10 protein-coding genes are annotated in these 14021 nt (G+C 66.7%); 4 read left to right on the top strand and 6 right to left on the bottom strand.

What is annotated here, in order from left to right:
• Positions 1–37: 37 nt before the first annotated feature.
• Genes VGQ44_23135 through VGQ44_23125 form a run of 3 tightly spaced genes read left to right on the top strand, consistent with a single transcriptional unit; the run spans position 38 to position 4214 of the window.
• Complete coding sequence (locus VGQ44_23135; GenBank protein HEV8449736.1) at positions 38–631, top strand: gluconate 2-dehydrogenase subunit 3 family protein; 594 nt, start codon at positions 38–40, stop codon at positions 629–631.
• Positions 628–2226, top strand: a complete 1599-nt coding sequence (locus VGQ44_23130; GenBank protein HEV8449735.1) for a GMC family oxidoreductase — start codon at positions 628–630, stop codon at positions 2224–2226. Before VGQ44_23135 ends, VGQ44_23130 begins: the two co-directional genes overlap by 4 nt.
• A gap of 44 nt (positions 2227–2270) precedes the next feature.
• On the top strand, positions 2271–4214 hold the full coding sequence (locus VGQ44_23125) for a PQQ-binding-like beta-propeller repeat protein (GenBank protein HEV8449734.1): 1944 nt from the start codon (positions 2271–2273) through the stop codon (positions 4212–4214).
• Between the two features lie 15 nt (positions 4215–4229).
• Here VGQ44_23125 and VGQ44_23120 read toward each other — a convergent pair whose 3' ends face one another.
• Positions 4230–6950, bottom strand: coding sequence for an ABC transporter permease (locus VGQ44_23120; GenBank protein ID HEV8449733.1), 2721 nt, complete (start codon positions 6948–6950; stop codon positions 4230–4232).
• Complete coding sequence (locus VGQ44_23115; protein HEV8449732.1) at positions 6947–7303, bottom strand: PadR family transcriptional regulator; 357 nt, start codon at positions 7301–7303, stop codon at positions 6947–6949. Before VGQ44_23115 ends, VGQ44_23120 begins: the two co-directional genes overlap by 4 nt.
• 150 nt (positions 7304–7453) lie before the next feature.
• On the opposite strand from VGQ44_23115, the gene VGQ44_23110 reads away from it, so the two are divergent.
• Positions 7454–7963: a hypothetical protein gene (locus tag VGQ44_23110; GenBank protein HEV8449731.1), complete on the top strand. Its 510-nt coding sequence runs from the start codon at positions 7454–7456 to the stop codon at positions 7961–7963.
• A 43-nt stretch (positions 7964–8006) separates the two neighbouring features.
• Here VGQ44_23110 and VGQ44_23105 read toward each other — a convergent pair whose 3' ends face one another.
• The 4 genes from VGQ44_23105 to VGQ44_23090 are packed head-to-tail and all read right to left on the bottom strand — an operon-like array spanning position 8007 to position 13983.
• Positions 8007–8777, bottom strand: coding sequence for a hypothetical protein (locus VGQ44_23105; protein ID HEV8449730.1), 771 nt, complete (start codon positions 8775–8777; stop codon positions 8007–8009).
• 29 nt (positions 8778–8806) lie between these two features.
• Positions 8807–10345: a CoA-acylating methylmalonate-semialdehyde dehydrogenase gene (locus VGQ44_23100; protein HEV8449729.1), complete on the bottom strand. Its 1539-nt coding sequence runs from the start codon at positions 10343–10345 to the stop codon at positions 8807–8809.
• A gap of 27 nt (positions 10346–10372) precedes the next feature.
• Positions 10373–12853 carry a TonB-dependent receptor plug domain-containing protein gene (locus VGQ44_23095; protein HEV8449728.1) on the bottom strand — a complete coding sequence of 827 codons (2481 nt, stop codon included), beginning with the start codon at positions 12851–12853 and terminating at the stop codon, positions 10373–10375.
• A gap of 44 nt (positions 12854–12897) precedes the next feature.
• Positions 12898–13983, bottom strand: a complete 1086-nt coding sequence (locus VGQ44_23090) for a FecR domain-containing protein (protein ID HEV8449727.1) — start codon at positions 13981–13983, stop codon at positions 12898–12900.
• Positions 13984–14021 lie beyond the last annotated feature (38 nt).

Raw genomic sequence — 14021 nt, 5'->3', positions numbered from 1 at the left:
CTGTCCGAGGCGGCGGTTCGCGGCGCAGATTAGCCCCATGACGGGCATCTCGCGCCGGCGATTCCTCGCCTCGCTCGCGGCGGCGATTCCGCTGAACGTCGTGGTGCGGCGCGCGCACGCCGCGGCCGTTCGACACCTCGAGTCCGACCCGGCCACGCTCGGCGCGCTGGGCGAAGCGATTCTTCCGTCGCAGCTCGGCCGCGCCGGAATCACACGCGCCGTCGCCGTGTTCCGCGACTGGGGCACGTACTATCGAGAGAACGCGGAGCTGCTGCACGGCTATGGCACTTCGCGTCTCCGCACGACCGGCCCCACACCCGTGACCCGCTGGACGTCGCAGCTCGACGCCCTCGACGCCACGTCGCAATCGAAGCACGGACGACCCTTCAAGGCGGTGACGGTCGCACAACGCGTGGACCTCGTACGCGACGCGGTCAAGGACGAACGCCTCGATCGCATCCCGAACGTCGCCGAGGCGAAGCACGTCGCGGTCGCGCTGCTCGCGCATTTCTACGGGAGCTCGGACGCGGCGGATCTGTGCTACGAGGCGCGCATCGGACGCGAGACCTGCCGTCCGCTGGCGCTCGAGTCCCGCAAGCCGCTGCCCTTGGCCGGGAGTGCCAAGCGATGAGACGCCGCGTCGTCGAGAGCGACGTGTGCATCATCGGCTCGGGAATCAGCGCCGCGATGATCGCGGATCGGCTGGCGCGGACGACGACCGCTCGCGTCGTGGTCGTCGAGGCGGGGGACAACACCGTTCCGCTCGGGCAGCGGGCCGCGGCACGCGACCGATTCATTCGCTACGGCGAGAATCCGTGGGGCCGCGATCACCTCGAGGGGTACGAGATCGAGGGGCCGCTCCAGTCTCGCTCGATGCAGGTCGGCGGGCTGGCGATGCACTGGGGAGCGGTGACGCCGCGTTTCTCCCCCGAGGATTTCAAGCAGAAAACCCTCTACGACGTGGGCACCGATTGGCCGATCGACTACGACGAGCTCGATCCGTTTTACCAGGAGGCCGAAGAGGTCATGGGGGTCGCGGGCGAACAGGGACCGCCGGAACTGGACCCGCGCAAGAAGCCGTTTCCGTTGCCTCCGATTCCGCTGACGTACAACCTCGAGCTCTTGAAGGACTGGGCGGCCAAGTCCGCGATCCCGACCTGGAGTCAGCCGTCGGCCAAGAACTCGGTGGCGTATCGCGGCCGGCCGCAGTGCTGTCGCAACGACACCTGCTCGCCGATCTGTCCGATTGGCGCGAAGTACTCGCCTGATTTCACGTGGAACGCGCTCCTCGCCTCGAAGCGAGTCGAGCTCATGCCGCGGACGTTGGTGCGCAAGCTCGTGCTCGCGGATGGGGGAAAAACGATCTCGCACGCCGTGGCGTCGAGCTTCGACCGACCCGACACGCCGGTCGAATTTCGCGCGAAGATTTTCGTCGTCGCCGCGGGCTACGTGTGGTCGTCGCATCTGCTGCTGCTCTCGGCGCAGAGTGGCGCGTCGGACGGTCTCGCCAACAAATCAGGACTCGTCGGCAAATATCTGTCGGGACACCGCAACGTCGGCGGGTACGTCGACCTGCCGCTGCGGCTCTATCCCGGCATGAACGAGCAGCACAGCCTCGTGACGAAACAGTTCATGCGGCCCCGCCCCGGAGCGCGATTCATTCGCCACGACCTCCGAATCTGGGAATCCTCCGTCGGCAAGACGGCGAGGCTCGTCGACGACTCCGGCGCACTGATGCTCGGCGACGCGATTCTCGACGACTGGCGAAAGCGGACCCAGACCGGTACGGCGCGCGTCCGGGCCTACTACGAGGTGATCCCCGACCGGTCGAGCGAGCTCACTCTCGACACGGGCAAGAAGAATCAGTGGGGCGATCCGTTGCCCAAGCTCTCGTTCCAGGACGCGCCGGAGTCCGTGGCCGAGCGCGGCGCGACGGAGGAATCGATCCGTACGCTGTTCAACGAGATGGCGCGAGCCGGGAAGGGCACAGTGCTTCGCACCAGCGTCGACAACTTCCAGGATCACCCCGCGGGCGGCTGTCGCATGGGCACGGATGGGTCGGCGAGCGTCGTCGACTCGTGGGGACGAACGCACGATCACGAGAACCTGTTCGTAGTCGGCGCGCCGACGGCGGTCAGCGGCGGTTGCGCCAACGCGACGCTTACATTTTGCGCCCTCGCGCTGCGCTCGGCGCGCGAGCTCGAACGCGATCTGCCGAAGCGCTGAATCTTGTTGCAGAATTAGAGGGTTCTTCCCAACCCGTCGTCGTCATGCGATTTGCCGCGCGACTTGCCGCACCGCTGTCACTGGCCTCAGTTCTCGCCGCGATCTCCGCGCCGTTGTCCGCTGCGTGCGCGCAGATGGTCGAATGGCCTGTGTTCGGCGGCGATCTTGCTTCGACCAAGTTCTCGAAGCTCACCGACATCGACCGCGGCAACGTTGCGCGTCTGACGAAAGTGTGGGAGTGGGCGACGGGTGAAACGCCGAAGCCCGAGCTCCACACGCGCCCGGGAAATTTTCAGGCCACACCGCTGATGCTGGGCGACACGCTCTTTCTGAGCACGTCGTACAACCGCGTCGTCGCGCTCGATGCGTCGACGGGAAAGGAATTCTGGGAATACGATCCCAAGTCGTACGCCGCCGGCCAGCCGTCGAACGGCACCGGGTTCGTGCATCGCGGCGTGGCGACGTGGACCGACGGCAAGCAGCGCCGGATCTTCATCAACAGCCGCTGGAACCTGATCGCGATCGACGCGGCCACAGGGCAGCCGATTCGCACGTTCGGAGACACCGGCGTCGTCGATCTCACGGCGCGGCTCGAGCGAAACGGCAAGAAGGTCAACAAGCTCCACTACACGGAGACGTCGCCTCCGGTCGTGTGGCGGGATCTCGTCATCGTCGGCAACGGAGTCGCGGACCGCTTGATCTACCCGAACGATCCTCCGGGCGACGTACAGGCATTCGACGTTCGCTCCGGGAAGCGCGCATGGAGCTGGAGCCCGGTTCCACGCGACACGCGCGACACCGCCGCCAGGACCTGGGCGAACGAGTCATGGAAAACGACCGGCCACGCGAACGTGTGGGCTCCGTTCACCGTCGACGACGGGCGTGGGCTCATCTATCTCCCTGTGAGCACGCCGAGCAACGACTGGTACGGCGGAGCACGCCTGGGCAACAATCTCTACGCGGAATCCGTCGTTTGTCTCGAGGCGAAATCCGGAAAGCTCAAGTGGGCGTTCCAAACCGTGCACCACGGACTTTGGGACTACGATCTTCCCGCGGCCCCGGTGCTCGCGTCGGTCAACGTGAACGGAAGGGCGCGCGACGTCGTCGCCGTGCCGGCGAAGACCGGTTTTCTGTTCGTGTTCGACCGCGTCTCGGGCGAGCCGATCTGGCCGATAGAAGAACGGTCGGTGCCCCCGAGCGACGTGCCCGGTGACAGGGCATCTCAGTCGCAGCCGTTTCCGACGAAGCCGAAGGCGTTCGCGAAACAGGGATTCGGCTACGGCGACCTGATCGACTTCACGCCGGAGATCAAGGCGCGCGCCCTCGAGGAGACGAAAGATCTTCGCTTCGGTCCGATCTTCACGCCGCCGTCGATGGCCGGCACGATCGTCATGCCCGGCGCGATCGGCGGCGCCGGATGGGGCGGCGGCGCGCTGGACCCCGTGTCGGGCACGATCTACGTCAAAGCGAGCAATTCACCGGCGATGTACAAGATCGTCCAGCCCGCGCACTCAGACACGGTAGACGCCGACTATTCCGCCGACCTGTCAGCGTCGAACCTGCGTGTCACGATGCCACCCCGCGACAGCGGACAGCGTTTGCCGCCGCTGCCGATCAATCGCCCGCCGTACGGCACGTTGACGGCGATCGACCTGAACACCGGCGACACGAAATGGACGGTACCGCTCGGTGACACACCCGCCATTCGCAATCATCCATTGCTCAAAGATCTCAAATTGCCTCCGCTCGGCGTGTCCGGGTCACCGGGGCCGATGGTGACGGCATCGGGGCTGATCTTCGCGACAGGCGGTGGATCAACGCTCTACGCGATCGATTCGCGCGACGGGTCGACCCTATGGTCGGCGGATCTCGGACAGAATGGATACGCGGTGCCGATGACCTATCGCACAAAGGCCGGCAAACAGTTCGTCGTGATCGCCACCGGCGCGGCCAGCGGGGCGAAGCTCCAGGCCTTCGCGCTTCCGTAAAACATGACCTCCACTCTATTGCGCTGCGATCGCTGTCTTCGGATCGACGCGTGAGGCGCGGAGGGCGGGGACGTAGCTCGAGAGTCCCGCGACCGCGAGCAGCAAGAGCGCCGCGCCGCCGAGTGCGAGCGGGTCGAGCGGGCTGACGTCGAAGAGCAGCGATTGCATCACGCGAGTGAGCGCGATCGCGCCGAGCAAGCCGGTGCCTACCCCGACCAGCGCCAGCCGCGCGGCCTGCCCAACGACGAGGCCGAGCACGTTCGACGGTGTCGCGCCGACTGCCAAGCGAATTCCAATTTCCCGCGTGCGCTGCAGGACGGCGTACGCCATCAGGCCGTAGATCCCGACCGCCGCGAGCGCGAGCGCCAACGCGGCAAATCCCACGAGGAGCATGGTGTTGAAGCGGCGGCCGACGACCGAGAGCGCCACGACGTCGTTCATCGTCCTAAGCTTGACGACGGGAATCTCGGGGTCGGCGTCGTGCACCGCGCGGCGGACCGGGTCGAACAACGCCGACGGATCGCGTTCCGCGCGAACAACGTACGTGAGCTCGCGCAGCGAGGAGGCGACGAACGCCGTGTCCTGCTGCAGCGCGGGGTAATAGACGGCCGGCTCGGCCGCGGCATCGAGAGCAACCTCGTTCACGTTCTCGGCGACGCCGACGACAGTCGCCCACGGATCGGTCGATTGTGGCGATCCCCATTTCAGGCGGCGCCCAACGGGATTGACGCCGGCAAAGAATTGCCGGGCGAATGCTTCGTTGATGATCGCGACGCGCGGCGATTCGCGGGTCTCTCTTCCCGTGAACGCCGCGCCGGCGCGCATTCGCAAGCCCAGCGCGTCGATGTAGCCGGGATACACCAGCGTCATGAGCACGACGGGCGTCTTCTCGATTGGCACACCTTCGGGCGTCGCGGTGGCGCGCCAGGTTTCGGCCATCGGGGCGCTCGTCGCGGCCGACGCGGCGTGCACGCCGGGTAGGCGCCGCAGCCGGGCCGCCATATCACGCTCGAACGCTTCGACGTCGGTGGAGGTGCGGTATCGGTAGTCGGGAACGCCGAGCCTGAACGACAACAAATGCGCCGGCTCGAACCCGGGATCGACGTTCCGGGTATTCACGAAACTCTCGACCATCAGCACGGCGCCGGCGGCGACAACCACGGCCAGCGCGATCTGTGTCGCGACGAGCAACCGCCGACCGCGCTGGCGTGCCCCGCCGATCGTCCCGCCGCCGCCGCCGCGACCGTCCTCACGCAACATGGCGTCGAGCAGTTCGTCGCCGGCGTGGAGCGAAGGAAAGAGCGAGACGGCGAATGCCGTGAGCGCGGCGATCGACCCGGTGAACAAGAGGACGCGTCCGTCGACCGCCACGGCGTATCCCTGTAGCATCTCCTCCGGCGCCGCATTCGCCAGAACGCGCACGCCCCAGATGGCGAGCACGACGCCGAGCGCCGACCCGATCGCGACGATCAGAAAGCTCTCGGCGGCGAATTCGCGCAGCACGCGTCCTCGGGACGCGCCGAGCGCGCGCCGCAGCGCCAACTCGTGCTGTCGCGCGGCGGCCCGGGCGATGAGAAGACTCGAGACGTTGATGCAGGCGATGAGCAGCACGAAACCGACGGCGGCCAACAGCACGACGAGCGAGCGTCGCACGCCGCTGATCGCCCGGTCGCGCAGCGGAAACAGATCGGTCAGCGTCACTTGCTTCGCGCCGTACGCCCCGGGATGAAGCGTCGGCAGCCGGCGCGCGATTTCGGCCGCGGCCGCCTTGGCTCCCTCGAGCGCCACGCCCGGAGCGAGTCGCGCGACGAGCACCGTGTTGTAGACGTTCGCCCGCGTCTTCTCGACCGCCGGCGTGATGCGGTAGGGGACGAACAGATCAGCGACGCCGCTGCTTATTCCCGGGAGCGGGAAGGCGAATCCCGGCGGCATGATGCCGATGACGCGATACGACTCGCCGCCGATCGCCATCGAGCGGTCTACCACCGAAGAGTCGGCGCCAAATCGCCGCTGCCACAACGCGTGGCTCAGCACGACCACGTTCGGCGCGGAGATCGCGTCTTCGTCGGGTAAGAAGGTTCGTCCTCGGGCCGCGCGAACTCCGAGCACGTCGAATATCGATGCCGAAACCTGGGCGCCGAGCACCCGCTCAGGCCCGGCGTCGCCGGTGAGCACGAAGGAACCGTCGTCGACGATCGCGGAATTCGCGAAGACGCGGCCGTTCAGCGTCTTGTAGTCGAGATACTCGGGAGCCGAGATGGTTCCGTAGTTCTTCGCCGCGAACGCCGGCAACTGCTCGCCGAGTATGACCAGGCGCGACGCATCGGCGAACGGCAGCGGGCGAAAGAGAACCGCGTCGACGACGCTGAAGATCGATGTGTTCGCACCGATTCCGAGAGCGAAGCAGAGCACCGCCGCGATGGTGACCGACGGCGATCGGCGCAGCCGGCGCGCGGCGTGGCGAACGTCGCTCCCGACCGCGTGCATGCGGTCGGCGAAGCCGCGCTCTCGCGCCCATTGTGCGTCGATGGCGACAGTGTGCTCGCGCACTTGCGCCACACTCCCGAAACGTGCCTCCGCCTCGGCGCGGGCCCGGCCGGGATCCATGCCGGCACCGATGTATTCGTCGACGCGGGCCTGGAGGTGAAACGAGAGCTCGTCGTCCACGTCGCGAACCGGGTCGGCGCCCCAGAAACGGAGATACCGCCGCCACGCCGGCGCTTTTCGGCGCTTCATGGCTTCGCCCAGCTGGGTTGGTCGGCTGATGTGAGCACGCTGGTCACAGCGCCGGCGAAGGTGGACCACGTCGAGGTCGCGGCGCGGAGCTGTTGGCGTCCGCGCGGCGTCAGCTCGTAGTACTTGGCGCGACGGTTGTTCTCGGAAAGCCCCCACTCGGCGCTGATCCAACCGCGGCGCTCGAGTCGGTGGAGGGCGGGGTAAAGGGATCCCTCTTCCACGCGCAGCACGTCGCCCGTCACCTGCTGAATCCACCGGGCGATCGAGTATCCGTGCGTCGAGCCCCAGCTCAGCGTCTTGAGAATGAGAAGGTCGAGGGTTCCTTGAAACAGCTCGATCGACTGGTCAGGCATGGCTTCCCCTAGAGCGTCTTTGGGGACGATAGCGGCGGTCCCATAGAGCGTCAATGGGAGACGCCCCGGAACCCGGTGAAGGGGCGCTCCCGGTATCAAGAGGTTGCCACCCTGTGAGCGGTTCGTTTGTCTAAAGGGCAGCCCCCCACCATGTCGCAATTCTTTCCGCGCAAGACCACCGAGATTCGCATCCGAGAGCCCCGGGCTTTTCGCCGGCTCTCGTATTCGCTCGTCCAGATGGCGATCGTCACCGGCATCATCGTGCGGACGTATCGCGTCGTAGTCCTGACGCACGGCCCCGACAACTGGCTCTACTTCGGCGCGACCTTCGCCATCGGGGCGATCTTCTTCCTCGGCATGGTCACGGCGCACCTGGCGAATTTCCCGCTCCACCAGTACGTGTGGCGCGCGCCGGCCTTCGCCGGCATCGAGGTCGCCGCCGAAATGGTCACCAGCGCGCTCCTCATCTCGCTGGGGCATGAAGCCAACGGCACCCAGCGCGCGCATTGGGACGACTGGATCGGTATGAGCTTGAACGCGCTGCTCATCCGGGGAATCGCGATCCTCATCTGGGCGGCGATTCTGGCCGGCTCGGTACAGCTCGTGCGGCGCACGGTCCTGCACGAAGACGAAGACACCAAGGGCGCCGCCGCGCCGTAGTCCGCGCGGCGATTATTTCAGCCGCGTCTCGCGCTCGCCGGCGTTACGGACGCTTCGCCCAATGCGGCGCCGACGTCCAGGTGGCGATGTCGAAGAGGCTCGCGGGAAGATCCACGTTCACCTTCCAGTCGCGGTATTCCTCCTTCTGTCGAGGCACTCCGCTCTGCAGCATGGTGATCTTGGACGCGAGCCACGTGCTCTCGATCGGCACGTAGCCGTCGAGGTGAATGTCGAACATCGGCAGGTTCGGCGACGCCGGGATGATCGCGCGTACGGCGACGTTGCGCTCGGCGTCGATCCAGATCTGCGGCGACGTGGTGTCCGCTGTCGACGACACGCCGATGATCCAAACGCGGCGGCCGTCGTAGCGCCCTTCGATCACGCGAGACATGTCGGTCTTCGTCGACGAGAGTTCGCGAATGGTCTGCTCGACGGGATTGAAGTAGACGCCCTCGATGAGCGGCAGAAACTCGTTTCCGTCGGCGGTCGCCGCGCCCAGCTTCCCGCCTCGCATGCGCCAGCTCGAGTCGGCGGTGTAGAGAACGCCGTTGCCGGCCGATGGGTCGCCGAAGTCGATACGCAGCTCAGTGCGTCCATTCGCGGGCTGTCGCAGACTCTCGTACCAAGTGGTGACCGTGTCGGTCCCGTTGGGACGTCGCTGGGTCGTCGTCTGCACGAAGGTGAGCGTGTGATACCACTTTCCGGCGTACGCGTCGTGCATGCGCTGAAAAACTTCGGCGCCGGACTTGGGGACGGATTGAGCGCCGACGGCGGCGAAGGCGGACAGGCAAATGGCGAAGCTGGATCGAATCACCGAGACCCCCGGTCGCGTGCGGTTGGCCGTCAGGTCGGAAATCCCAAATTCTTCCCTCTCAAACTTGGATCCGGCCATCGTGCCGTTACGACCTTTCCGCGCGTGTAGAACTTCACGCCTTCCATGCCGTGCACGTGCGCGTCGCCGAAGAGAGACGCCTTCCAGCCGCCGAACGAGTAGTACGCCATCGGCACCGGAATCGGCACGTTGATCCCGACCATCCCGACCTGAACCTCGTTCTGAAACCGGCGCGCCGCGCCGCCGTCGTTCGTGAAGATCGCGACGCCGTTCGCGTACGGATTCGAGTTCACCAGACCGATGGCCTCCTCGTACGACGAGGCGCGAACCACCGAAAGGACTGGACCGAAGATCTCATCGCGGTAGATCGTCATGTCCGGCTTCACGTGGTCGAACAGACACGGGCCGAGATAGAAGCCGCGTTCGTCGTTCACGGTCGCGCGGCCGTCGGCCACCAACGACGCGCCCGCGGCCACACCCTCGTCGACGTAGGCGCGCACGCGCTCGAGATGCTGTTTCGTCACCAGCGGTCCCATGTCGTTCTTGGGGTCGAGACCGTCGCCGACTCTGATCGCACGCATGCGTTGCGCGACGAGTGGTACGAGCCGTTCGGCTGCATCGCCCACGGCGACTGTCACGGAAATCGCCATGCATCGCTCGCCCGCTGATCCGAACGCCGCGTTCACGGCCGAATCCGCGGCGAGCTCCATGTCCGCGTCTGGCAGCACGATCATGTGATTCTTCGCGCCGCCGAGCGCTTGCACCCGCTTCCCATGCCCGGTGGCCGTCTCATAGATGCGGCGGGCGATCGGCGTCGACCCCACGAAGCTCACCGCGGCGATGCCGGGATGCTCGAGGATCCGCTCGACGGCGGCCTGGTCGCCGTTCACGACGCTGAACACACCGGCCGGAAGACCCGCTTCGCGCCACAGCTCGGCCATCATCATCGACGCCGACGGATCCTTCTCCGACGGCTTGAGGATGAACGAATTCCCCGCCGCGATCGCGACCGGGTACATCCACATCGGCACCATCACCGGGAAGTTGAACGGCGTGATACCGGCCACGACGCCGAGCGGTTGGCGAATCGAGTAGCTGTCGACATTCGTCGACACGTTCTCGGAGAATTCGCCTTTGCTGAGATGCGGAATGCCGCACGCGAACTCCACGACCTCGAGCCCGCGCTGCACTTCGCCGCGCGCATCGGCCAACACCTTGCCGTGCTCGCGGACGATGCAGCGCGTAAGCTCATCGGCATGCCGCTCGACCAACTCGCGAAACTTGAAGAGCACCGTGGCGCGCTTGCCGAGGCCGGCCCGGCCCCAGGCGACGGCCGCGCGCGCGGCGGCTTCCACGGCGCGATCGACGTCGGCAGCGCTCGCAAATCGGACGCGCGCGGCGGGAGTGCCAAGCGCGGGGTTGTAGACCAGACCAAAACGGTCCGAGCTGCCGGGAGTAGCGGCGCCGTCGATCCAGTGGTCGATGATGGGAAGCGTGGCTTCTTGAGAGGCGCTCCCTGTCGCGTCGTGCTTCATCGCGGTGGCGGTCATTCTGCTGCCCTCGTGGGTGTCACGAGGCTAGAACTTAATGCGAACTCCGCTCATGATCGTCCGGCCCGGGATGATCGTGATGTTGTCGGGCTCGCCGCTCTGGTAGTTCAGCAGATTGTCCCCGGTCACTTCGACGGAGAAGTCGCGCCGGAAGTCGTGGGAGATGCTGGCGCGCAAATGGAGTCCGCCGGTATATCGCCGCCAGAAGTTGCGGAGCTCCGGCCCCACCATCTGGTGGACCGACTCCGTTCCCGAGAGCCACGTTTGCGCGAGCGCGACTTCGTCGTAGTTGATCCAGTTGAACGCCCGCGTTCCGCCGAGCGAGGCCGTCCACGCGTCGCCGGTCCACGTCGCGCCGAAGCCTGCGGTAATTGCCGGGACTTGCAGCATCCGGTCACCCGTCTCCAAGTCGCCTGTATAGCCTGGCGCCAGCTTGCGGACTCGGCTGTCGACCGCGGCGAACGATGCGTTCATCGTGACGCGAGACAGTGTGCTCGTCGCGCCGAGCTCCCAGCCGGAGTTCGAGATCTCTCCGACGTTCTGCGCGATGTACTGCATTCGCCGGCCGGTCAGCGCGCTATCCGACGCGAACGGCACCTGCTGGATGAGTCCCGACGCGCGCTGGTCGAACCGCGTCAGCTGCACGGTGAGCGCCTGATGCAACATGAGATCGACACCGACTTCGGTGCCCGACTGTACTTCCGGACCGAGGGCCGCCTGCTCCGCGGTCTGCGGTTGCCACATCTGCCAGCGCTGCATCGTGCTCGGCGGACGGATGCCGCGCCCGTACGCGGCGCGCAGCTTCATGGTGAACGGACCGACATCGTTCACGTCCGCGATCCCGAACATCGGCAGCGTGACGAAACGGTCGCCGGGAGCGAGACGGCTGTCTTCCTCGAGTCGTACACCGCTCGTGAAGAAGAGCGTGTTGTTGATGGCCGCGTTTGCCTGCGCCGTAACGCCGGTGCTGTTCTGCCAAGTGACGAGCGGCGTAAGCACGTCTTGGCGACTGTCCTGTCCACCCGGGCCACCTGAGCTGCCTGGTCCGCGATTGCCGTACACGAACGCCGACGACGTCAGCGTGGACGCGCGGAGCGTCGCATGCTCGGCCGACAGCGTGAGCGAGCCGCGCGTCGGGTCGTCGGCGCGGAAGCGGAAAACGCGGCTCGCGCGAAGCGTGGCGCGGTCGGCGCCGCCCTGCGCCGCGCGCAACGCGGAATCGACGATGCTCGGCACGGGCGTGTAGTTCGTCTGCACGTTCGAGAGACGATATCCATCTACGCCGACGACAAACGAGTCGACCCATGCTTGGCCCGGCATGTGGAGCGCCGTCGCGCCGATCGTGTATTCCGTGACCGTCTGCGGAGAGCCGTTGCGCGTCGTGGTCGCCGGCGGGCCGCCCGGCGACGAGGACATCGGCGTCTGGACGAGCGGGCTCGAAGGAACGCCGGCTTGCTCGAAGAAGAGCCGCGCGGTCGTCGTGATGCTGCCGGTGTTGCCGACGATCCGTCCCCCGCCCGACGCCATGAGATCGCGGCTGTAACCGTTCGGCACGAACGAGCCCATCGTCGAACCGCTCACATTCAAGTCCATCGATCGCGTGCTCGTGCCCGTGACCAAGGACAGCGCGTGATCCTGCGCCATGACGCCGCGCGCGTACGAGCTCTGAGACGTGCCGACGGTCGAGCGTATCGCCGCGTGCGCGCCGTCGCCGTCTCCGCCGTCGTGGCGCGTCACGATGTTCACCACGCCGCTGATTGCGTCGGCGCCGTAGAGGGCGGCGCCCTGCGGGCCGCGAATCACTTCGATGTGATCGATCGCGCCGGGCGCGAACCGACTCAACAACAGCGGGTTCGCCACCTCGATGCCGTCGATGTAGATCTTCGGATAACTCAGTCCGAACGAGCTCGCGCCGCGGATGCTCGCGTACGAGCTCAGCATGTTCGACGGCGATTGCGCCCACGACCAAACGCCGGGCACGTAGGAGTCGAGCGCGTCGGAAATCGTGTTGGTGTTGTCGCGCGCGAGCGTGCGCCCGTTGAGAACGTCGAGACCGACCGCCAGCTCTTTCGCCGGCGTGCCTCCTCCGGCGGTCCCCGTCACGACGACGCGATCGAGGACGCCGAGCGTTGGCGCCATTCCGGGTCCGTCGGCACGCGCTGGACGCATGCGCGGTGAAAGCACCACTTGGTCGGCGCCGACCACCACCGCGGCGACGTTGGTTCCGCTGAGGAGATCAGCGAGAACCCGACCGGCCGGCGAGGCGTCGGCGGAGACGCACACCGCTCGGTCGAGCGGAACCTGCTCGGCGCTGTAGGAAAGGCGAATTCTCGCCGCCGTCGCCACGCGATCGAGCGCGTCGCGCAAAGAGAGATTTGCGCCGCGCACGGTGATCGCGCGGTCCAGCGGCGGCGACCACTCCGCGTTGCCTGAGCTCGCGGAATCGGCGGTCTGCGCGGAACACACGTGCGGCTGGGCCGCCAATGCACGCGAAAGCGCGAGCGCCATTGCGGCGCTCGCGCCAACGCTGCAGAACCGCCGGAGGGTCGATCTCACCGGGTCGGTGGCGCACTCCGGCCGGTCACGACGACCGCCGAGTCGCCCTGCCGTTCGATTTTTACTCCCAGCGAAAGCTCGACCACGTGAAGCACCTGATCGACGGGTTGATTCGTGAAGAACTGCGCCGTGACGTGTTGCGACAACAACGAGGGGTCGCTGACGTGCAGGCGTATGCCGTACCATCGATGGATTTCTGCCGCTACCCGAGACAACTGAGCGTCGCGGAAGACGAGCTTGCCCGTCGTCCAGGCTACGTCGTCGTCGGGTGAGGGCGCGCGCTCCGTGCTGGTACGCCCGGCGTCGTCGATTGATCCACGTTCCCCGGCAGCAAGAAGGACGCCCGTGCCGGATGAAGAATCCACAGCGCGAAGCCGCACGCTTCCGCTTACAACCGTCACGACGGTCGCGTTGGCGTCGTCGCTCTCGACCATGAACGTCGTGCCGACGTCCTGGATGACGGCCGTTCCGACGCGGACCGCGAACGGGCTGGCCGCGTTGTGCTGGACGTCGAAGAACGCGTCGCCGTGCAGCTCGACGGAACGCGATCCGTTGCCGAAATCCGGTGGTACCGTCAGGCGGCTGTCCGGCCCGAGCACGACCCGTGAGCCGTCGGACAGGGTGATCGAATCCCGCTTGCCGACCGTCGTCGTAAAGGACTGGGAGGCGACCGTCGTCACCGATCCGCTCGGCGAGGTGCCCCGCCGCGAGATGACGAGGAACGCGACGACCGCCGCGGCCGCGAGCAGCGCCGCCGATCCCAGAGGTTGCCAGCGACGCTTGGCCCGGGGCGCGCTCAGCGAGAGAGGGGCTCGCGCGGGCTCTCCCATTCGCGAGTGGACCCTGGCCAGCGCGGCCTCGACGTCGATCCCAGCCGCGTCGCTGGGGGTTGCCGATGTGACTTCCGTGAGTCGCTCCAGCAACGCACGCTCGGCGGGGTTCGCGTCCAGCCATTTGCTGACCTGCGACATTTCGTCCGCCGAGCCTTCACCCGCAACGAAGCGGCCGAGCGTGTCCCAATCCGGGACCGAGTCGGGCGCAGGCGGGCCGGACGGCCGGGGGAGGGAGGCGTCGTCGGTCATGCCCTTTCGACACGTCGGAGAACGTATACCCTTATGCG

Source organism: Gemmatimonadaceae bacterium (genome assembly GCA_036003045.1).
In the GTDB taxonomy this organism is placed as follows: domain Bacteria; phylum Gemmatimonadota; class Gemmatimonadetes; order Gemmatimonadales; family Gemmatimonadaceae; genus JAQBQB01.
The sequence above is the reverse complement of the archived record's forward strand: the minus strand, read 5'-3'. Positions and strand labels throughout refer to the sequence as shown.